Origin of the sequence: Bacillus sp. FSL R5-0434, assembly GCF_038004745.1 — a bacterium.
GTDB classification, from domain to species: domain Bacteria; phylum Bacillota; class Bacilli; order Bacillales; family Bacillaceae; genus Bacillus; species Bacillus halotolerans.
The window spans coordinates 542178-561132 of the sequence record NZ_JBBORV010000001.1; the positions used below are offsets into that span (position 1 = coordinate 542178).

Here is an 18955-nt window from a genome sequence, read left to right on the forward strand (position 1 = left end):
AAGTGATCATAGTACAGAAGTCAAAGTGGCTGCAGATAGGGTAGGGGCATAGGTTACTAAAATAATTAGAAAAAGCTTACTCTTTTTGATTAAGCTTTTTTTAAATGGTTGTGGTTTAATGTTGGTTTACTTATAAAAAATAGAACCCCAAATATATGGAAGTTCCATTCTTATAACATTGAATTGTTCAACTAACGCACCCGTTACTTTAAGTACAACTCTTCTCAAACTTTATTCATTTTAATAAACCATATTTATTTTTAATCACGGTTATTTAGAGCTATTACTATAGTGTCTAGGCGAAAATACGTTTTTTAATGCACTTATTATTCCAGGCACAAGAAAGAAGACGCCAAAAAAGACAGTAAGTAAATTTAATTGTGGTGTTTCATAAAAAGTAAACCAGTCTATAAAAATTGACGATTCCGTAATTCTCCCAAATAGTGTTCCATCAATCTCTCTATAATTAGGTAACCATCCTGTTGTTTCAAATGTAATAAAAATTATCTGTGACAATAAAAATACACCAATTTGAGAAACCCAATATTTTTTCAAAAATGGAACACTTTTTTGCTTTTCAGCCAACTAATATTCCTCCCTGCATTAGATACCATTTTATATTGATATACGGAAAATTAAAGAATAAGTTTCATAATCTAATGTTGATGGATTCTAACACTTGAAACCAAGCTAGATAATTGTTCAGATATTGAAGGAAGTTGATGCGGAGAGATACCTGCATACACAGCAAGAATGGGAGCAATATTAAAGTTAGAATTATTTTTTTACGACAGGGCAATGAGTGACATAACACTTGATGAAATGTAGAGTTCCGTTGGTCTCTAATAGGTACCTCATTTGTGCCCAGAATTCATAAAAAATGATGAAAATTGGTGTAAATAAAATAAACAGATGCTTTGATTAAAAGCTTTTGTAACCCATGATACGTTCTTACTAGGTTGAGGGTCTATCTTAGAAACCATACCAAAACATCTTGGTACGGTTTTTTTATGTTGTAATCATTCAATTTCGAGGAAAATCTTTATTTTGAGGGAGTGTAAAGATTAATCTTCCCAATCCTCATCTTCATTTAAATCCTCTTTACCCTTTTCTAGTCGCTGAAGAAGAAATTCTAGAAAATTACTTGCAGCTGTATATCCATATCCTTATGTTTATCCCAAAGAATAACTAGACACTCTCCATCTACCATTCTGTTTGTATCAAGACAATAAGAAAATTTATCTATATACTCAATAACAACAAGACCTGGTATAAGATTGTAGAACGCTCTGTATTCTTTGGTTTGCTCTACAACTTCAGCGCCTTCAGAGTCATAACCAATAATCATTGTTCCGTATGCGACACCAAAACCGTGAACTTATAAAACATAAATTACACCAGATCGAACCTAACAAAATCATGAATTTTATCAGGTTCTTTATGCGATCAGGTTCATGTTAAATCAAAGTAATTTAGGTAAACATAAAGGTATTTTATATTTTTGTATAAGTTTACTTTACTTTTGTATAAGTTCAGTTTATAATTTGGCTCAAGAGGTGATGGTCATGAAGAAAGATTTTGGTGATTCGATCTCAAATAAGGTTTATGAATATCGTGTACTTGCCAGATTGTCTCAGCAAGAATTAGCAAAGAAAGTCGGGGTTTCCAAACAAACCATCTTTGTAATGGAAAAGGGAAATTATGTTCCGACTCTTCTGTTAGCTTTTCGAATTGCCGAATTTTTTAATGTGGATGTAAACGAGATTTTTACTTATGAGAAAGGAAATGATCAAAAATGAAAATGAATTCGATCTCAGATACGATCACTAACGCAATTTTTTCCCCTTTAAAGTCCTGGGCTGAACATTCTCAAGGAAATTGGAGTATTCTCATTGGCAGCGGATTTGTATTGCTTGTAGTCGGATTGATTCTGACAATCGTATTTCATAAAAAAATGGGTAAGACTGACGAGAGAACAAACCAAATCGCTTTAAAAGGTTGCCTCTGTATGTTATATGCACTAATTTTGTGCGACTTGATTTTCCCAAAAGAATATATGTGGCAAGTTTTCTTCTTATTTAAGTATTCTATTGCATTCTTCGCTTCAGCAATCTATCTAGCCGTTCGATATAAAAAAGATTTTTTGTAAATTCAATTACCGAGAAAGATAGTGGCTCTGTAGTTTTAATTGTTTTAGGAGAGGGAACGAATATGAAATCAATTTATAATGAGATTTGGAGAAGTGGGGAAGTATAGGGCGTTTTTTTTGCTCACCAATTATTAACCATATTTATATAAACTTATAGAAATGATGTAAAGTGGAGTTAGAAAGTGTAATGAAAGCAAGCTTTCATAATCAATGATATGGATTTACTATGTTGAGGGTCTAGTGGGTGAATAACTCGTGGAGGTTCAAGTCCTCTCGGCCGCATCCCAATAATACCAAGGGTTTAATCACCTTTGGTATTATTTTTTTGTTACAAGTGTATCCTGGCATTAAAAAAGTGCTGACCTCTGCACAAAACCTTTGCGCGAGTCTGCACTTTTATTTTGCAAGATACACTGCCCCTTATCTCGATTAAGGGGAGTTTATTTAATCCGTTTTTAGCCGCACTGATACTTGGCTTTTAGGAGCTTTTTTTAAATGGCTAAAACCTACAAATTTTTTGCCTTCTTCATCCCATAGGCGGAACTTTAACGACTTCAGACTTGTTGCCAGTGTAATGGTCGGAACGTTTTGCAGTGGTTCAGTGCTGTTATGTACTTCTTCAAGCTTATAGTTTGGGACTCTCGGGCTTAAATGATGAACATGATGGAAACCGATATTGCCTGTTAGCCATTGCATGATTTTTGGCAGCTTATAAAAAGAGCTTCCTTCCACTGCTGCTTTTATATATTCCCAATGCTTATCTTCTTCAAAATAAGAATCCTCAAACGTATGCTGGATATAAAACATCCAAATTCCGAGGGATCCCGATACCATAAAAATTGGCGCTTGAACCAGCAGGAAGTTTTGCCAGCCGATAGCCCAACATAAAAGTGCTGCCAAAGCGACGATCCCCAGGTTCGTTACATACGTATTCATCCGTTCTTTGCGTTTTGCCCCTTTACGATTAAAACGATTGGTCACCCCGAAGACGTAAATCGGCCCAATAATAAACATGACAAACGGATTTCTGTACAAACGGTACATGATTTTTGTCTTGGTTGAGGCTTCCTTATACTCCTCAACGGTCAGTACCCAAATATCGCCTGTACCGCGTTTGTCCAGGTTGCTGCTTGTCGCATGATGGACAGAGTGATCGTGTGCCCAATGATCAAAAGGATGCAGAGTCAGAATTCCTGTTATTGTTCCAAGGATTCGATTCGCTCTTCTGTTCTTAAAAAAGGAATAGTGGCAGCAATCATGGAAGATGATGAAGGTTCTCACTAAAAACCCTGCCGCAACGACAGAAATTGCTAATGTAAGAAAATAAGAAATCGACAAGCTCTTATATGCCAAAAACCATAACAGAAAAAATGGTCCCAATGTGTTAATGATTTGACAAATACTTTTTTGTAAATCGGACTTTTCGTAAGGGGTAACCAGTTTTCTCAAAGTCCTTAGGTTTTCTTTACTCATATATTAAAGTTTCCCCTTCCTAATGTTCTTAAGCTCAGTATAGAAAACGTTTTATTCCCTTTGAAGTCCCAGCTGTCATACTCCATATATGATACGTATCATGGTTTTGTTATAACTCGCCAGCCAGCTAAGGATCCTTTTCAAAAGCTGTTAAATGAATCGGTTTTCCTATCCCTCTGTAAAATGATTGGAAATGTAAAACTGATTTCCAGCTTAATTAAATCTTAATTAGCAGAGACAGCCAGGAAACAAAAGTCGTATAAAGATTATACCCATCTCTTTATCGGACCAAACTCTCTCCTGTTCCCCCATGGGAATCGATCTATTTAGACCGTGAACCTTGATTGAGGAACAAACTTTACAATTGTAGAATATGGATTGATTTTTGAGTGTCAAAATAAAGTAAGCTGGAAGACCTTGAATTTCCTAGTTGCTTAATTCAAAAGGCTTTGGAATGTGGTAATGAAGAAAAGGAAGATGATTTGAGATCAAGTTTTATTTTTTTGAGCATATTGGCAAATGGGGGTAGACAATGAGTAACGTTTGCAAACATCTGCAGAAATAAAGCTTTACCAGTGAACAGCCCTGTTTTTAGCACTTAAATAAGAATCAGCTGAGCTTTGTAAAGAAATCTTTAACAATCAATAATGAAGTACGATTAAGCAAAGAAAAAGGGCTGAAGGCACTCGTGATTCATTTTCAAGGTGTTTTCAAACCATCGTTAATGAAGGCCTCTTATTCTGCATTTTTAACAAATAATGCCATAAATAAAACAATAATATTAATTTGCATTTATTTCCGTTTCATGTTAAGATAAAGAAGAATTATTTTTGTTCGTGTAAAGGATAGTATGAATATTGACTTTTCGTCTTGATGATACTTTGGGCAGGGATAGTAATTAAAATGTGTGGTAACGCACTAGGAGGCAACAAAAATGGAACAAGGTACAGTTAAATGGTTTAATGCAGAAAAAGGTTTTGGATTTATCGAACGTGAAAATGGAGACGACGTATTCGTACACTTCTCTGCAATCCAAGGTGACGGATTCAAATCGTTAGACGAAGGTCAAAAAGTAACGTTTGACGTTGAGCAAGGTGCTCGTGGAGCTCAAGCTGCTAATGTTCAAAAAGCTGCTTAATCTTAAATGTTTATAGAAAAACAGGCTCTTAATATAGGGCCTGTTTTTTTGCGTTCTCTGTATAATACTCAAACTCAATAAAAAACCCTACTCAACGTTCGAGTAGGGAGATGTTACAAGGTAATAGCAAAAGATTTAACGCTTCAAAGGTTTGTTTATAGTATAACATACTAGATTGACAATATGCGGAATGTATATAAATTATTTATTTTTCTTTTCGAATACAACTACATACTATTCTTTCTTTTTTCACTAACCTGTGGGAATCGGTTTATTTCGACCGTGAACCTTGATTGAGGAGCAAAACATTACAAGTAAGGAAATACTACCGTAAATATGGATTGAATGTTGTGTGTCAAAATGATTAAAAGGCTTTGGAAAGTGGTAATGAAGAAAAGGAAGATGATTTGTGGTCCAAGTATTCTTGGCAAACGGGACTAAACAATGAGTGACAGTTTGGAGACGTCTGTAGAAACAAAGCTTTACTAGTGAACAGCCCTGCTTTTAAAAGAATATCTTGCACTTGAACAAGAAACAGCTGAGCTTTTTAAGAAATTTTTTAAACAATCAATAATGAAGTACACACTCGTGATTCATTTTCACGGGAGTATCAAACCGTAGATATTAATAAGCCCTCTTAGATCATGTTACAAATTCGATACGGGATTATTGACATTTTTTATTTCGCTTACCGCTTTTGCACAGTATCCACACCTTTATCAAATATGCCATGATTAAAACGATAATATGATTGCCATTATTTCCGTTTCGTGCTATGATAAAGAAAGATTATTTTTGTTCGTGTAAAGGATAGTATGAATATTGACTTTTCGTCTAGATGATACTTTGGGCAGGGATAGTAATTAAAATGTGTGGTAACACACTAGGAGGCAACAAAAATGGAACAAGGTACAGTTAAATGGTTTAATGCAGAAAAAGGTTTTGGATTTATCGAACGTGAAAATGGAGACGACGTATTCGTACACTTCTCTGCAATCCAAGGTGACGGATTCAAATCGTTAGACGAAGGTCAAAAAGTAACGTTTGACGTTGAGCAAGGTGCTCGTGGAGCTCAAGCTGCTAACGTTCAAAAAGCTTCTTAATCTAAACTCGTTGATAAAAACAGGCTCTTAATATAGGGGCCTGTTTTTTTGCGTTCTCTGTATAAAACTCAATAAAAAACCCTACTCAACGTTCGAGTAGGGAGATGGTACAGGTAATAGAAAAAGATTTAACGCTTCAAAGGTTTCTTTACAAGTATAACATACTGGATTGACAATATGCGGTAATGTATATAAGTTATTTATTTCTTTTCGAACACACCTACATCTTATTAGGAAGCAAACTTTCACGAAATGTTAAAAATAATAGCCAACTCTACATGTGTCGTGTACCAACCGCCAAAAGCGCCACGCTAAACGGGAGTCAACCATGATCATTCCGACACTCTTCTTTTTTTAATTCATGACCAGCAGTAAACAAAAAGGATCATTCCTTTTCGTAAAGAATCATCCTTTTCTTCGTTCATTCAACAATCTTTATGTATTGTTGATTAATTAAAATAACAGCTGGTCCATCTACAAAAATTCCACCAACTTCAATTTTTTCATAAGACGGATCCTTATTAGAAGTAGGTTTCTTTAACTCGTGACTGTCGCAGTGGATATAGAAATTCTAGATAAGAGGGGAGATTGATTGATTTTTTTTCTAGAAATAATCAATTAGATATACCTAACACAATGAAAGCCCTACCTCTCTTCCATCCTTACGGCTCCTTGTCCGTGCCAGTGTGAATCAGGTACAAAAATCAAGCGATTATTTTTCGAATTTTTTGATAAAACTTCAAATGTTCGTAGAAGAAATGTAAATCATAAAACTGGATTAGATTGTAGGTATAACAAAAGAGGTTAATGTTCTAAAAGTAAGTTGAACGTCTTTGAAATGATTTACTTTTAATCATGATATTCCTGAAAAATTCAGAATGTTTTTGGAATGTAATATCAACCTTAACAGAAGCTTTTTATTTGATTTTCAGTGATTCCTTTAATTACTTCCAGTTCACTGATCAAAAATTCATATGCATTATCCAACATTTTTTTTTCGCTTGAATTAAGTGTTTTTTCTTTCTTCATACGCATTAAATCACGTACGACTTCAGCACCTTCGAGTATTTCACCCGTTTTTATTTTGTTCGTGTTTACTTGATACCTTTGTTTCCACGGCAGTAACCTATCTGATTCTCCATGCTGAAAAATGTGTATAATGCGTTTTAATGCAAGTATATCAGTAACTGGTCGTATACTTGAACTCAATATTTTACGTGTTGGAATCATAACTGTCATATTACTGATTGACATTTTTATGACATAGTACTGTTGTTTTTCATCTAAAAATTCTTTTTCTTCTATGGCTTCAATTATACCTGCTCCGTGCATTGGATAAACAATGTTATCGCCAATTTGAAACATATTATCCACCTCCATGTATGGTAACCTTCTTAAGCTTACCATACATGGAGGTGGATAATCAAAATATTTAATAATAACATGATAATATTTTTGTTGTCAATAACTTTTTTTAATAAATCAGATCAAGCAAAAACAATACGGAACGTGTATTATTTCCAATAAAGGAAAGGTCAATTGGTCCGTGTATATCCTGAAACCTCGACTAATTAACATAGATCAGTTTTTCGTTTTAGCTATGAGACTTCTTCGGCTTTGTCAATTCGAAACTATGTTGCACCATATCACCTAGAGTTTCTTTCGAGAGGGCACCATCTAAAATAATGGTATTCCAGTGGTCTTTATTCATATGATAACCGGGTTTCACTTCCTTATAGATGCTGCGCAGAAAATTGGCGCGCTCAGGTTCGCATTTAAGATTGATGCATAGATGACCATCTAGATTAAAGATAAGCGCAAACAACTTTTTATTACCTTTGTGACGCATCACAGTCCATCCTTCACCAAAAGGGTAGTCTTTATAGGTGTCTGGATAAGACAGGCAGTAATCAATTATTTCATTCAGAGTCATAATAAGCCACCGCCATTATAATTTATGAGTATAGATAAATGAGCCAATGATTCCAAGATCATTATATATCAAAGTAAAATCTGTTTTAATCGTTTTGACTATTAGGTGTTAATATAAGAACGTCATGAAGTTACTTCTGTATGATCTGAATAAGGTTGCCGCATGTATCGTCGAAGACAGCTATTGTGACTTCTCCCATTATGGTCGGCTCCATAGTGAACTTCACGCCTTTTTCCATTAATCGTGTGTACTCTTTTCGTATATCTGTAACGCCAAACATTGTTGCTGGGAAGCCCTCGGCGAATATCTTCTTTTGATACTCCTTAGCAGCAGGATGTTCATTCGGTTCGAGTGAAAGTTCGGTTCCATCTTGATCATCTTGAGAAACAAGTGTTATCCACCTGAATTTCCCCATAGGAACGTCTTCCTTTTTTACAAACCCCAGCTTTTCTGTATAAAACTCCAGTGCCTTGTCTTGGTCTTGTACGAATATACTGGTAACAATGATTTTCATACTGTTTTTGCCTCCTTTGATATTTATGACGCATGATACTGGCTGCAAGCAAAACAACCCACACATTTGTCAGAAGTCCTGTTCCGACTTTTTTCAAAGTGTCTTATGTATATTATATGAAACAAACGTATTTCTCCATGAATTATGCAAATCGTGCACTCAACATTTTTGGAGTGTAAGAAACTGTCCAAATTATACGTTGCCAATTTATTGTCGTAGGAAACCTGATCGATTCTTTAGAAAATATGAAAGAGCTTAGGAACAATTTTTAAATTCTTTGAAGCTGCAAAGAAAAACGTAAAGCATTGCAATGTCACATATGAATATAATGTGGTTATTTACTATTATGTAAATTTATGTCTAAATAGTGAGTGGTGATAAATATTATTGATAGCTGCGTTTTGACTGCATATTTTTTCATTAAGTATATAAAATGGTTATGAAAATGAAAAAAGGCAGGATACTCGTTTATAGTCACATTTATAAAAAAAGGAGTCATAACGATGTTAAAAAGATTTTTTCTGGTTTTACTCACACTGATGATGTCTATAGTTGTTATACTAGTGGCTGCTAAAGATTCCCCTGGAGATAATGTCATTTCATTTGATGAGCCTATGATCTTAATGATATCCATTGGGATCGTTGTATTTTTATTCATCCCTCCATTAGCCATGTCCTTTTTTGGTAACATGGTTGTAAGAATAATATCTGGAGTATATCAATGTTTTATCGTTTTCACTTTTCTGGGGATGATTCCAATTGGATTTCTTATTCCCAATGGCTTTTTGACCATTCTTGTTTCTGTTTTAGGAACGTTAGTCAGCATAATTAGTGTTGTAGTAACCTTATTAATTGATAGGAATAAAGAAGTTAAATCTTAATAGAATAGTTGCTTTTATTGAAAAGCTTTATCCCTAATGTCGAGGAAAGAGGCCTTCCATTGATCACCAACATGATCGTGATAAAATGCTGTTCCTTTGCCAGAGAACTCATTGTCATGCAAACCAGCAACAGTCTCCAATGCTTTTCTTAGCTTTATCATTTGATTTTTCAAATTCTTTATAATCTTTTGCTCGATTTTAAGCTTCAGATAACAAAGAATCTGCTTCAAATCCTTTCATTGGTCCAATCTTTTCTATGAGTTTATATCCTAATGTTACTATTAATTATTTATATTAGAATATAATAAGTTTACATCCTATTTATTACATAGAAAGATTGGAGTTAAAAATGAAAAAAAGTAAGTTTTTTTTAGCAATTATTTGTTCTGCTGCACTGCTAGTTTTTTTAGCATGGTTTATTTATGCTGGCAGCCACCAACCTCCTATATTGAAGGGTAATTCAAAAGATGGAAAATGGAGTGTTATCTATTCTCCTGAAAAAGACATAGATCTTGCAAGGCAAGACTTATGGGCGGTTCATATTACATGGAAAAGGGATTCTGAGTTTTCAGTAAAAGAGGTTGTGTTTAAAGAAAATGGTGTTGTTGAGGCATCAGGTGACGCAACAGATGAACCTAAGAATGCAAAAGAAATAGCAGTAGCGATAATGGGAGATCCACCAAATACGACCAATGATTATCAGGTAGAAGTCACTTGGGAAGAGAATGGGAAAACACAAAAAGACATTATTCAAGTAAATAAAGAAATCAAACGGTCATTTGTTATTCCTAATGTAATAAAAAGAATTTTAAGTTTAGGATAAAGCTAAAATACTCTCATAGGAATAGAAAAATATTATTAAATCAAGTATAAGCGTTTGCTTTTATCTTGTTTCATCTTAATTTTTCACCTTAACTGAGGGTTGTTCCTAAGTAAACATCAATGATACCAAGGGCTTTGACTGCTTGGTCTTTTTTTGTGCTTGTTTTGAAATTGTCTACTGCTGGACTTACCTAACCTGTAAGTCATTTAAACGGTCAGCAGTTTCTCGTTGTTTGTTGGGGAAACATAAACATCTATTGTCGTTGTTATAATAGCTTGTCAGAGTCTTTTTTTATTGTTGCATAAACTTCGTCTTAAGCTTAATCTATGAATACATATAAAGACGGAACCTATATCATTGCTGATAGGAGAATAAAACAAATACCGTGATGTCAAAAATACCAATTAAGGGGAAGGGGATGAAGAAAAATCAAGAGCGTGATGGGCGAAGAGCCGATTAAACCGGTGAATCTAACGTAATGAAAAAACAAACTGTTTGGAAAAGAGGGGGTCCTGATGACAAATAGCAGAACGAATCCTAAGGTTGATGAATTTTTAAGTAAAGCTGAAAAGTGGAAGGAAGAATATGAGCGGTTGAGAAATATCGTTCTTGACTGTGAGCTGACTGAAGAATTTAAGTGGATGCATCCTTGTTATACGTTTCATAAAAAAAACGTCGTTTTAATACATGGATTTAAAGAATATTGTGCGCTTCTGTTTCACAAAGGCGCCTTGTTACAGGATCCTCATGGGATTCTCATCCAACAAACGGAGAATGTACAGGCGGCTCGCCAGATTCGGTTCACCAATGTTCAAGAAATAGCTGAAATGGAAACCATCTTGAAAGCCTATATTAATGAAGCCATTGAAGTTGAAAAAGCCGGTTTGGAAGTGAATGTTAAAAAGAATACAGAATACATCATTCCAGAGGAACTTCAACATAAATTCGATGAAATTCCTGCCTTGAAAACGGCTTTTGAAGCATTGACCCCGGGACGGCAAAGAGCTTACATTCTTTATTTTTCTCAAGCCAAACAATCCAAAACTCGAGAGTCAAGGGTTGAAAAATATATGAAGAAAATTCTCGATGGAAAGGGATTAAAGGATTAGTATATTCGTCAGGAAGGCATTTTGCTAAGTGAGATTTCTATGAATCTGTCATGAAAGAAGCATGAAGGATGAAGGGCAACCGTGATACCAAGAGTTTTGAGTCCCTTGGTATTTCTTGTGTCAGAAAAAAATACAGAGGGGCGGTTCAATGCATGAAAGAACCGTCCCTTATTTTGTTTGGCATTTTCGTTAGAATAAAACGATTACTGATTAATGAATAGCCATTATGTCAATGAGGCGTTTTATTTTTTCACTGTCTCCTGTATCAACGTGCACTGTTTTTACATTTTTTATTATATCCTCAGTCACTTCCCGCATTACGCCTTTACTTACATCATCAGAGGAATCCCAGCGTAAAGGAACATTGTATACTTTAATGTTGCCATCGCCATTACCGCTATAAGTTACTGATCCATCCACTAAACGAGAGCCTGCTAACTGGATAACATCTTCCGGATAGCCAGCACTGGTGTCATCATTCGGATTGATTGGTTCGCCAGCCGAAATATGTTGAACATTCAGTTCATCTATCTCTTGATTTGCTCCAAGCTGCAACCAAACTCTGGCATATTCGATTTGCTCAGAAGAATATTCCGCCAATACATTGTCTTTTTCGCTGTTCGACTCGTTTTTTTCTCCTTCTGAAGAGGTTTCTTTTGATTCATCCGTTGAGGATTCTGTTAAAGCATTTTCATTTGAACTCTTTGTTACGGATTTTTCTGATCCTGTAGTTGCCTCTGATTCATCCTTAGCTATTTGGTTGCTATCTTCAGTCTCATTATTATTTTCTTCAGATTGTAATCTAGAATCATTATTTGATTTTTCTTCCTTACCGCCCATACATCCAACGAGCAATAAGACGAGCAGCATCAGGACAACATTGCAATAAAAAATATTTCTCAGTTTCTTCATTATTTCATCCCTCACCATTATCAACAGCCTTACATGCTTTTCTTAGCTTAATCAGTTTTTTATAATCTTTTTTTCGGTTTTCAGCTTCAGATAACAAAGACTTAGCTTCAAATCCCATCATTGTCCAATCCTTTCAGTTAGTTATATCTAAATATTACCATGGAATAGATATGAAAGTTCGAAAAAATTGTTCAAGGAGAGGTAACGAATGTTAGCTCAATCGAATAAATCTAGACAGCTTTTTGAAATGATGGCCACACTGTATGCGGGTGACTTCATTGAGGAATCCCCTATCTTATCTTTGTGGTCTAGAAACTGCGAAAATAAAAAAACACTTTCTCTTTACATGAAGCAGACTATATTGAATGCTTTTTATTTTTGTCATCATGTGGTGATGTACTAGAGTGTGTGAATATGCGGTCTAATATTTGTTCTGTAAATGGCATAAAGGCATTAAGGATTATTCCTCCTAAACAAACGGTTAATAAAGTCCCTACGCCAACTGGCCCATTTAAAATCATTGCAACTATCAAGAATACGACATAAATGAACGTTCTCGAAAAAAAGATATTTGTTCTAGTTAAGTCTTTAATGATTAATGTTAATCGGTCAACTGGAATTGGTGCAAAATTTGTGTGCAAATAGGTTGCAGTTCCTAATCCTATAACGACTAAGCCGATTCCAAAACAAATCACTTTGCTGAACCATAGGTCAGGTGTTATCAAATTGTGCAATAAAAAAAGCCACATATCAATCCCAATCCCCGTTATAAATGCTGTTAACATCCCCAAAACTTCCGGTCTTTGTCTATTTAAAATTGAATTACAGCATATCAATATGAACGCTATTATGATTTCCCAGCTTCCCACTGTAAGCCCCACATTTTTAGACAGTCCTACCACAACTGCATCAAAGGGTGAAGTTCCAAGGTCTGATTGGATAGTGAAGGAAATACCAAGAGTTAAAATGAAAATTCCTAATACATAAAAAGTATATTTCACTTTACTCGACCTCTTTTTCGTTATTTTTATTGCAAATACAACAAAGTTAAGATATATTCAATATAAGTCATTTTTATTGTATTTGCAACAAAGGTATGCACTAAGGAGGTCATGATGAAGGAAATTCTTCGCGAAATCGGAATGATTGCCAGGGCATTAGATTCGATAAGCAATATAGAATTTAAAGAATATAACCTCACAAAAGGGCAGTATTTGTACCTTGTCCGAATATGTGAAAACCCAGGAATCATTCAAGAAAAGTTAGCTGAAATGATTAAAGTAGACCGAACAACCGCAGCTCGTGCGATAAAAAAACTCGAAATAAACGGTTTTATTGAAAAGATGGATGATGAACATAACAAAAAGATAAAAAAACTCTTTCCAACAGAAAAAGGGAAAGATGTGTTTCCCGTTATAAAAAGAGAAAATGATCATTCGAATAATGTCGCATTAGCGGGGTTTTCTGAAAAAGAAGCAGAAACCATTTTTCACCTTCTTCAAAGAATGAGAAAAAATGTAGAAGTTGACTGGGAGTATGTAAAAAAAGGGAACAAGAGAGATTATTAATTTTATAAAAGGAGCATATATGAGCAAGAGTGTAAAACTAAAAAAGTGCAGCCATGAAGATTTAAAAATACTCCAAGAAATAAGTATTGAAACATTCAATGATACATTCAAAGACCAGAATTCACCTGAAAATATGAAAGCTTATTTGGAAAGTGCGTTTCATTCTAACCAGTTGGAAAAGGAATTATCTAATATCTCTTCACAATTCTTTTTTGTTTATTTTAATCATGAAGTCGCTGGATATTTAAAGGTCAATACCAATGAGGCTCAGTCTGAAGAAATGGGTGATGAATCACTAGAAATCGAGAGGATTTATATCAAGAACAAATTTCAAAAACATGGCCTTGGTAAATATCTGTTCAATAAAGCTGTGGAAATTGCGCTGGAATCTAATAAAAAGAAAATCTGGCTAGGCGTATGGGAAAAAAATGAAAATGCTATTGCTTTTTATGAGAAAATGGGGTTTGTTCAAACTGGAGCCCACTCTTTTTATATGGGTGATGAAGAACAAATAGACTTTATCATGATCAAAACACTCGTATAACTTTTTATGAAAGGCGGGTTTATATGTATATTCCAAAATACTATAAGGTTACAAATGTAGATGACATTTGGGACTTTGTTCAAAACAACTCATTTGGCACAATTATCACAACAGCACAAGGGAAACCAATTGCAACTCATTTGCCATTGCAGTTAATGAAAGAGGGAGATACTTACTATATAACGGGGCATATTGCTTATGGGAATCCTCAATGGAGAACATTTGAAACCTGTGAAGATGTGCTTGTTATGTTTCAGGGACCGCACGCTTATATCTCTTCCTCTTGGTATGAAAAGGAAAATGTCCCAACGTGGAACTATCAAGCCGTACATGTATACGGTACAGCCAGCATTTTGAACGAAGAAGAGTTAAAACATGACCTGACAATGTTGCTGCAAAAATACGAGAAGAACCGTGAAAGTCCTGTTTTATGGGATAAGCTTTCTCCTCAGCTCTTAGAAAGCCAGCTGAAAGGTATTGTCGGATTTAAGATGAAGGTGGAAGAAATTCATGCTTCATATAAATTAAGTCAGAACCGAAATGAAAAGGATTATATGAATATCATTGATCAATTACGACATGAAGGAAATCCAAATTCGAAACAAATGGCAGAACTGATGGAAAAAAGATTAAAAGATTAAATAAAAGTCCACTTTTATTAGCGAACTTTGGAATGCGTGGTACTGCTCAAATGTTTGATTCTGCAGAGCCTTCTTGTGAAAGGTTCAAGGACCACTTGCTGTTTTTAGCAGAGGCTTCTGCGGGGCTCTTTCGGTATGATGATCGTTAATTCAAGTTATGGCACGTTATCTCTAAGTGTTTGGCTCTTATCTATTTTTTAGACATTGTCGCCGCTTGCCACGACAGGTTTAGAAGAATGTTTTTGCTAGTTGAGAAATAATCGAAAGCTTGATATTTAATGCGTTACTTCAAAAAAACGCTATTTTCTAATCACAATTCATAAAAACTTATAGAAATGACGGAAAATGAATATACGGAGTGTAATGAAAATAAGCTTTCAGAATGAGGGCTTGTTAGTGAATAACCCGTGAAGGTTCAAGTCATCTCGGCCGCATCCCAATGATACCAAGGGTTTAACTGCCTTTGGTATTATTTTTTTATGCACTTTACGCATAGCAGCTTCTTTTAATATTTCGAAAGGTTGTACAAGTGACACTAGTAATGGCAGTAATCGTCAGGTTAGTAGGTCAAGTTGCAAACAAAAGAAACAAAACAGTGGGGAACAAATGCTTCCCCCTGTTTTGTACGTTACTTAGCTGATGTTTTCTTTAATCGTTTTGGAAAATGTGATTGATTTATTCTCGTTAACAAATGAAAGATTTTCTAAAGAGCTAACAGATAGAAAGGATGATAATGGATGAAGGAATATTTTACAATTGGAGAAACAGCCCGTCTCAATAACATCTCAATTCAAACATTGCGCTATTATGATAGGATCGGAGTTTTCAAGCCTCATTATACAGATCAGGATAATGGCTATCGATATTACCATGTGAAACAGTTCTTTTATTTAGATATTATCAAGTATCTAAAATATATTAGAACACCTCTGGAAGAAATCAAGCGTTTCAGCTCAAATACTTGTACCCCTGAACATATGCAACACTTTCTTGAGGAGCAAGAAAACATGATTGTGCAAGAAATGGAAAAACTCGAACGTGCCCGGCAATTACTTCATAGAAGAAGGAATCAGCTTAATGAACAAGTAGACATATGCAATAAAAAAGATGAAGGTTTCGTTTATTTTCGTTATATAGATGAACAAACAATAATAAAAGTGGAGACGCCTCGAGTTAATCCTCATCATCAATCAGATTTGTATTACAGAAAGCTGGCTGATGTTGTAGAAAAAATAGGAGATGTAGTAGATAACTATTATGGATTCATTTATGCTTTCAAGCCCTATAAGGATTCTCGTGAAATTTATTGCAACAGTATTTATACGACTGTTCGCAATGGAAAAGAGATAGACATAGGAGAAAAAAACATAACGCTAGACACGATCCCGTCCGGTGAATATGTATGTATCGCATTTGATTGGTCTGCAAAAAATTATGATGAATATTATCGTAAGCTTTATCAATATATTGAATCTCATGGCATCCAAACAGATGGAAAAGTATATCAAGTTTCTCTTCCAATCGACTTTCACTCATTAAGAGAAGAAAACTTCCTTACAGAATTAAGGGTGCTAAAAAAATAACTAATTCTTGACCCTATAGTTGCTATAGGGTTTATGATTTGTGCATCTTCTTATGAATATTTGAAAGGGAGGATGTATAAGATGACAAGATGCTTCGGTTACTCGTGACGCAATGGCAAGTCGGAAACCAACCGTCATGTACTGAGAGCCCATTTATTAACTGGCTTGCACCTTAAAACGAAAGGTCCATTTGAAGAAGTGCCTGTCGATTTTGGTGCGAGCCTTGAAAAAGAGCAGGGGATTGTTGGTAGGAGTGTTTTATTAAAGCGAGCTTGATCTGCCAAAAGCTTAATTCATAAGCACAGGCCTGATCGTATTATTATCGTTCTTGGCGGCGAGTGCAGAACTTGCTCCTTTTGCATCCTTAAACGAAACATACGATGGAGATACTGCTTTGTTATGGGTTGATTCACACCCTGACGTTATCGCTACGGCTGTAGTGAAGGAAGATAGATTCATCATAACAATGCAGTGAATCATATTAGAGCTGTGCATGCTGCTTTAGCTTTACGTTGAAACACGTTTTATCGTATCTCAAATCCTAATAAAAAATGAATCTAAAAAAGGAGTGATGAATATGAGAGCACCGGTAGATGAACCAATTTGGTACGCCTACCCTGGAATGGTAGCTGTAGTTACGGCTCAATATGAAGGCGAAAAAAACGCAATGGCTTCCGGGTGGCATACGTATATCGGATCTTCTCCAGGAATGTATGGGATATCAGTAAACAAAGAGACATATACGTACAAAATGATTGAGAAAAGTGGTGTTTTCGGTGTGAATTTTCTTCCAGGGAGATGTTCGGAATTAATTCAAGCTTTAGGCACCCATAGTGGCAGAGATATCAATAAGTTTGAAGAATTTAATATTCAATCCGAAGAAGGATTAAAAGCTGAGATACCGATTTTAACTGATGCGTATTTTGCTTATGAGTGTAAAGTACACAGTATGTCCACTTTGGGCGATCAAGAGTGGATTGTGGGAGAAGTTTTACAGAGATATCAAGATAAAGAGCTTTTCTTAAGAAATGGAATGCCAAATTTAGAAAAGTTGGATATTCCGCTTCATATTGGAAAGTCCAGCTACCGAATATTAAATTGTAAAGCAGAGGAACGTCAGCACGCATTTGATTCCAAAGCTGATTGAAACAATCAGGTTCCTCCACCTTCATTGTTACGTTGCATACATGCTCATGCGCGGTTTGCGATAGAATTTGACCCTCAATATATGCTTTTAGATGAGGTGATGAAGCAATAAATGACGTAACAGTAAACGTATTTTACTGATTAAATACCCGTTACCGACTCCATTTTTTAAATCGCATTTCATATAAACATATAGAAATGATGGGAAAGTGAATATACGGAGTGTAAAGAAAATAAGCTTTGATTTAGGGGCCTAGTAGGTGAATAATCCATGAAGGTTCAAGTCTCTCGGCCGCATCAAAGATACCAAGGGTTGTAGACACCCCTGGTATTTTTTAATGTTCTCTTTAGCTTTTGCAGTTTTTTCCTTTTTGTTTCACTCGTTACAACATTCAGTTAAAGTGAAATGGAATAAACAAAGGTTTTCCCCGTTTTTGATGAGTCTATCTTACTTTGCGAATCGCCGAGCAGCTGCCACGCACAATATAACGGCGATATTCACTGCTACCAGTGCCCAGCCCACTTTCTCGTGCAGAATCACTGAGGCAAGCAGCAGTCCAAAGAAGGGCTGGAGAAGCTGCAGCTGTCCAACCGCCGCAATACCGCCTTGTGCGAGACCACGATACCAGAACACGAAGCCAATCAGCATGCTGAATAAGGATACATACGCAAGACTGAGCAGTGCAGGAACGCCGACGCCCGACCATGAGCTTGGCGTAAAATAAAATGACAATGGCAGCATAAGAGGTAGCGACAGAACGAGAGCCCAAGAGATCACCTGCCAGTTTCCCAGGCGCCGTGAGAGACGGGCCCCTTCTGCATAACCGAGCCCGCATACGACGATAGAAGCCAGCATGTACGCGTCGCCGATCGGGGAAGATTCTCCGCCTTGGATGAGGGCGAATCCTGCTACTAGTAAGCTGCCTGCAGCTGAGAAAATCCAGAAAGCTGGCCGGGGGCGTTCCCCTCCGCGCAGTACGCCGAAGATCGCCGTCGCGAGCGGAAGAAGCCCAATGAAAACAATGGCATGGGCGGATGTGACATACTGAAGTGCCAAGGCTGTCAGCAATGGGAAACCGACCACCACGCCGAACGCTACCACCAATAGCGCAGTTATGTCACCTTTGGCGGGTCGCTGCTGCCGGAAGATGAGAAGGAGCGCCCCGGCCAATACACCAGCTATTGCAGCGCGGCATACGGTGAGGAACAACGGATCGAAGTCCGCCACAGCCAAGCGGGTCGCAGGCAGCGATCCACTGAAAATGAGCACCCCGAGAAAACCATTCATCCAGCCATTTGTTGCTTTGTTCATTTACAATCACTCCATCATATGTTTCTTCTCACAAGATCATTTTTTCTCTGTCAAAACCTGTATTTAAGGATTACAATGACTATAAACTGTAATTGACCTTTTAAAAACAGCCAGTTTTCTTTCATA

21 protein-coding genes and 4 pseudogenes are annotated in these 18955 nt (G+C 36.1%); 13 read left to right on the forward strand and 12 right to left on the reverse strand.

The window, feature by feature from the left end; genetic code table 11:
- Nucleotides 1-270: 270 nt before the first annotated feature.
- Together NYE43_RS02840 and NYE43_RS02845 are read right to left on the reverse strand one after the other, a co-directional pair.
- Complete coding sequence (locus NYE43_RS02840; protein WP_101860327.1) at nucleotides 271-585, reverse strand: YfzA family protein; 315 nt, start codon at nucleotides 583-585, stop codon at nucleotides 271-273.
- 479 nt (nucleotides 586-1064) lie between these two features.
- A pseudogene (locus tag NYE43_RS02845) lies at nucleotides 1065-1375 on the reverse strand (SMI1/KNR4 family protein); the annotation flags it as partial.
- 190 nt (nucleotides 1376-1565) lie between these two features.
- Here NYE43_RS02845 and NYE43_RS02850 point away from each other — a divergent pair.
- Nucleotides 1566-1799, forward strand: coding sequence for a helix-turn-helix transcriptional regulator (locus NYE43_RS02850; RefSeq protein WP_003240464.1), 234 nt, complete (start codon nucleotides 1566-1568; stop codon nucleotides 1797-1799).
- The gene (locus NYE43_RS02855) at nucleotides 1796-2149 is read left to right on the forward strand and encodes a hypothetical protein (protein WP_024120326.1); all 354 of its coding nucleotides are present in this window, start codon (nucleotides 1796-1798) and stop codon (nucleotides 2147-2149) included. The genes NYE43_RS02850 and NYE43_RS02855 overlap by 4 nt, the downstream gene beginning before the upstream one ends.
- A gap of 444 nt (nucleotides 2150-2593) precedes the next feature.
- Here NYE43_RS02855 and NYE43_RS02860 read toward each other — a convergent pair whose 3' ends face one another.
- Nucleotides 2594-3622: a fatty acid desaturase gene (locus NYE43_RS02860; protein ID WP_101860328.1), complete on the reverse strand. Its 1029-nt coding sequence runs from the start codon at nucleotides 3620-3622 to the stop codon at nucleotides 2594-2596.
- A gap of 934 nt (nucleotides 3623-4556) precedes the next feature.
- On the opposite strand from NYE43_RS02860, the gene cspC (NYE43_RS02865) reads away from it, so the two are divergent.
- Together cspC (NYE43_RS02865) and cspC (NYE43_RS02870) are read left to right on the forward strand one after the other, a co-directional pair.
- Nucleotides 4557-4760 carry a cold shock protein CspC gene (gene cspC, locus NYE43_RS02865; protein ID WP_010333136.1) on the forward strand — a complete coding sequence of 68 codons (204 nt, stop codon included), beginning with the start codon at nucleotides 4557-4559 and terminating at the stop codon, nucleotides 4758-4760.
- A gap of 899 nt (nucleotides 4761-5659) precedes the next feature.
- Nucleotides 5660-5863, forward strand: coding sequence for a cold shock protein CspC (gene cspC / locus NYE43_RS02870; RefSeq protein WP_010333137.1), 204 nt, complete (start codon nucleotides 5660-5662; stop codon nucleotides 5861-5863).
- A gap of 421 nt (nucleotides 5864-6284) precedes the next feature.
- On the opposite strand, the gene NYE43_RS02875 is transcribed toward cspC (NYE43_RS02870), so the two are convergent.
- The 4 genes from NYE43_RS02875 to NYE43_RS02890 form a co-directional block, all read right to left on the reverse strand.
- Nucleotides 6285-6425: a BC1881 family protein gene (locus NYE43_RS02875; protein WP_103672005.1), complete on the reverse strand. Its 141-nt coding sequence runs from the start codon at nucleotides 6423-6425 to the stop codon at nucleotides 6285-6287.
- Between the two features lie 341 nt (nucleotides 6426-6766).
- Complete coding sequence (locus NYE43_RS02880) at nucleotides 6767-7228, reverse strand: CarD family transcriptional regulator (RefSeq protein WP_024120328.1); 462 nt, start codon at nucleotides 7226-7228, stop codon at nucleotides 6767-6769.
- A 229-nt stretch (nucleotides 7229-7457) separates the two neighbouring features.
- Nucleotides 7458-7796, reverse strand: a complete 339-nt coding sequence (locus NYE43_RS02885; protein ID WP_024120329.1) for an MmcQ/YjbR family DNA-binding protein — start codon at nucleotides 7794-7796, stop codon at nucleotides 7458-7460.
- Nucleotides 7797-7926: 130 nt separating this feature from the next.
- Nucleotides 7927-8310: a VOC family protein gene (locus tag NYE43_RS02890; RefSeq protein WP_095714154.1), complete on the reverse strand. Its 384-nt coding sequence runs from the start codon at nucleotides 8308-8310 to the stop codon at nucleotides 7927-7929.
- An 89-nt stretch (nucleotides 8311-8399) separates the two neighbouring features.
- Between NYE43_RS02890 and NYE43_RS02895 the strand changes: the two are divergent.
- Nucleotides 8400-8602, forward strand: a pseudogene (locus NYE43_RS02895) (tetratricopeptide repeat protein); the annotation flags it as partial.
- Between the two features lie 211 nt (nucleotides 8603-8813).
- Entirely contained in the window at nucleotides 8814-9191 is a 378-nt protein-coding gene (locus NYE43_RS02900; protein WP_181000326.1) for a hypothetical protein, read from the forward strand.
- Nucleotides 9192-9247: 56 nt separating this feature from the next.
- On the opposite strand, the pseudogene NYE43_RS02905 reads toward NYE43_RS02900, so the two are convergent.
- Nucleotides 9248-9431 (reverse strand): annotated as a pseudogene (locus NYE43_RS02905) (T7SS effector LXG polymorphic toxin); the annotation flags it as partial.
- Between the two features lie 109 nt (nucleotides 9432-9540).
- On the opposite strand from NYE43_RS02905, the gene NYE43_RS02910 reads away from it, so the two are divergent.
- A complete protein-coding gene (locus NYE43_RS02910; protein WP_268498524.1) occupies nucleotides 9541-10014 on the forward strand; it encodes a hypothetical protein in 474 nt (157 codons plus the stop codon).
- Between the two features lie 515 nt (nucleotides 10015-10529).
- On the forward strand, nucleotides 10530-11123 hold the full coding sequence (locus tag NYE43_RS02915; protein ID WP_268498525.1) for a YdeI/OmpD-associated family protein: 594 nt from the start codon (nucleotides 10530-10532) through the stop codon (nucleotides 11121-11123).
- Nucleotides 11124-11333: 210 nt separating this feature from the next.
- On the opposite strand, the gene NYE43_RS02920 is transcribed toward NYE43_RS02915, so the two are convergent.
- The 3 genes and pseudogenes from NYE43_RS02920 to NYE43_RS02925 all read right to left on the reverse strand — a co-directional run bounded on the left by NYE43_RS02920 (nucleotide 11334) and on the right by NYE43_RS02925 (nucleotide 13036).
- Nucleotides 11334-12035 (reverse strand): hypothetical protein, encoded by a 702-nt coding sequence (locus NYE43_RS02920; protein ID WP_341060812.1) that lies wholly within the window; start codon nucleotides 12033-12035, stop codon nucleotides 11334-11336.
- A gap of 22 nt (nucleotides 12036-12057) precedes the next feature.
- Nucleotides 12058-12156, reverse strand: a pseudogene (locus tag NYE43_RS21670) (hypothetical protein); the annotation flags it as partial.
- 235 nt (nucleotides 12157-12391) lie between these two features.
- The gene (locus tag NYE43_RS02925) at nucleotides 12392-13036 is read right to left on the reverse strand and encodes a YczE/YyaS/YitT family protein (protein WP_341060814.1); all 645 of its coding nucleotides are present in this window, start codon (nucleotides 13034-13036) and stop codon (nucleotides 12392-12394) included.
- Nucleotides 13037-13150: 114 nt separating this feature from the next.
- On the opposite strand from NYE43_RS02925, the gene NYE43_RS02930 reads away from it, so the two are divergent.
- The 5 genes from NYE43_RS02930 to NYE43_RS02950 all read left to right on the forward strand — a co-directional run bounded on the left by NYE43_RS02930 (nucleotide 13151) and on the right by NYE43_RS02950 (nucleotide 17518).
- Nucleotides 13151-13603: a MarR family winged helix-turn-helix transcriptional regulator gene (locus tag NYE43_RS02930; protein ID WP_106020926.1), complete on the forward strand. Its 453-nt coding sequence runs from the start codon at nucleotides 13151-13153 to the stop codon at nucleotides 13601-13603.
- Between the two features lie 19 nt (nucleotides 13604-13622).
- Nucleotides 13623-14147, forward strand: coding sequence for a GNAT family N-acetyltransferase (locus tag NYE43_RS02935; protein ID WP_268498528.1), 525 nt, complete (start codon nucleotides 13623-13625; stop codon nucleotides 14145-14147).
- A 23-nt stretch (nucleotides 14148-14170) separates the two neighbouring features.
- Nucleotides 14171-14788: an FMN-binding negative transcriptional regulator gene (locus NYE43_RS02940; RefSeq protein ID WP_268498529.1), complete on the forward strand. Its 618-nt coding sequence runs from the start codon at nucleotides 14171-14173 to the stop codon at nucleotides 14786-14788.
- Nucleotides 14789-15525: 737 nt separating this feature from the next.
- A complete protein-coding gene (locus NYE43_RS02945) occupies nucleotides 15526-16371 on the forward strand; it encodes a MerR family transcriptional regulator (RefSeq protein ID WP_024120340.1) in 846 nt (281 codons plus the stop codon).
- Between the two features lie 577 nt (nucleotides 16372-16948).
- The gene (locus NYE43_RS02950; protein WP_185848254.1) at nucleotides 16949-17518 is read left to right on the forward strand and encodes a flavin reductase family protein; all 570 of its coding nucleotides are present in this window, start codon (nucleotides 16949-16951) and stop codon (nucleotides 17516-17518) included.
- A 447-nt stretch (nucleotides 17519-17965) separates the two neighbouring features.
- On the opposite strand, the gene NYE43_RS02955 is transcribed toward NYE43_RS02950, so the two are convergent.
- Nucleotides 17966-18829, reverse strand: coding sequence for a DMT family transporter (locus NYE43_RS02955; protein WP_341060819.1), 864 nt, complete (start codon nucleotides 18827-18829; stop codon nucleotides 17966-17968).
- Nucleotides 18830-18955 lie beyond the last annotated feature (126 nt).

Coding starts and splice junctions, on each gene's coding strand:
- cspC (WP_010333137.1), top strand. CDS start 5,660: ATGGAACAAGGTACAGTTAAATGGTTTAATGCAGAAAAAGGTTTTGGA.
- NYE43_RS02930 (WP_106020926.1), top strand. CDS start 13,151: ATGAAGGAAATTCTTCGCGAAATCGGAATGATTGCCAGGGCATTAGAT.
- cspC (WP_010333136.1), top strand. CDS start 4,557: ATGGAACAAGGTACAGTTAAATGGTTTAATGCAGAAAAAGGTTTTGGA.
- NYE43_RS02880 (WP_024120328.1), bottom strand. CDS start 7,228: ATGTTTCAAATTGGCGATAACATTGTTTATCCAATGCACGGAGCAGGT.
- NYE43_RS02920 (WP_341060812.1), bottom strand. CDS start 12,035: ATGAAGAAACTGAGAAATATTTTTTATTGCAATGTTGTCCTGATGCTG.
- NYE43_RS02955 (WP_341060819.1), bottom strand. CDS start 18,829: ATGAACAAAGCAACAAATGGCTGGATGAATGGTTTTCTCGGGGTGCTC.
- NYE43_RS02945 (WP_024120340.1), top strand. CDS start 15,526: ATGAAGGAATATTTTACAATTGGAGAAACAGCCCGTCTCAATAACATC.
- NYE43_RS02855 (WP_024120326.1), top strand. CDS start 1,796: ATGAAAATGAATTCGATCTCAGATACGATCACTAACGCAATTTTTTCC.
- NYE43_RS02850 (WP_003240464.1), top strand. CDS start 1,566: ATGAAGAAAGATTTTGGTGATTCGATCTCAAATAAGGTTTATGAATAT.
- NYE43_RS02915 (WP_268498525.1), top strand. CDS start 10,530: ATGACAAATAGCAGAACGAATCCTAAGGTTGATGAATTTTTAAGTAAA.
- NYE43_RS02910 (WP_268498524.1), top strand. CDS start 9,541: ATGAAAAAAAGTAAGTTTTTTTTAGCAATTATTTGTTCTGCTGCACTG.
- NYE43_RS02860 (WP_101860328.1), bottom strand. CDS start 3,622: ATGAGTAAAGAAAACCTAAGGACTTTGAGAAAACTGGTTACCCCTTAC.
- NYE43_RS02890 (WP_095714154.1), bottom strand. CDS start 8,310: ATGAAAATCATTGTTACCAGTATATTCGTACAAGACCAAGACAAGGCA.
- NYE43_RS02885 (WP_024120329.1), bottom strand. CDS start 7,796: ATGACTCTGAATGAAATAATTGATTACTGCCTGTCTTATCCAGACACC.
- NYE43_RS02935 (WP_268498528.1), top strand. CDS start 13,623: ATGAGCAAGAGTGTAAAACTAAAAAAGTGCAGCCATGAAGATTTAAAA.
- NYE43_RS02950 (WP_185848254.1), top strand. CDS start 16,949: ATGAGAGCACCGGTAGATGAACCAATTTGGTACGCCTACCCTGGAATG.
- NYE43_RS02940 (WP_268498529.1), top strand. CDS start 14,171: ATGTATATTCCAAAATACTATAAGGTTACAAATGTAGATGACATTTGG.
- NYE43_RS02900 (WP_181000326.1), top strand. CDS start 8,814: ATGTTAAAAAGATTTTTTCTGGTTTTACTCACACTGATGATGTCTATA.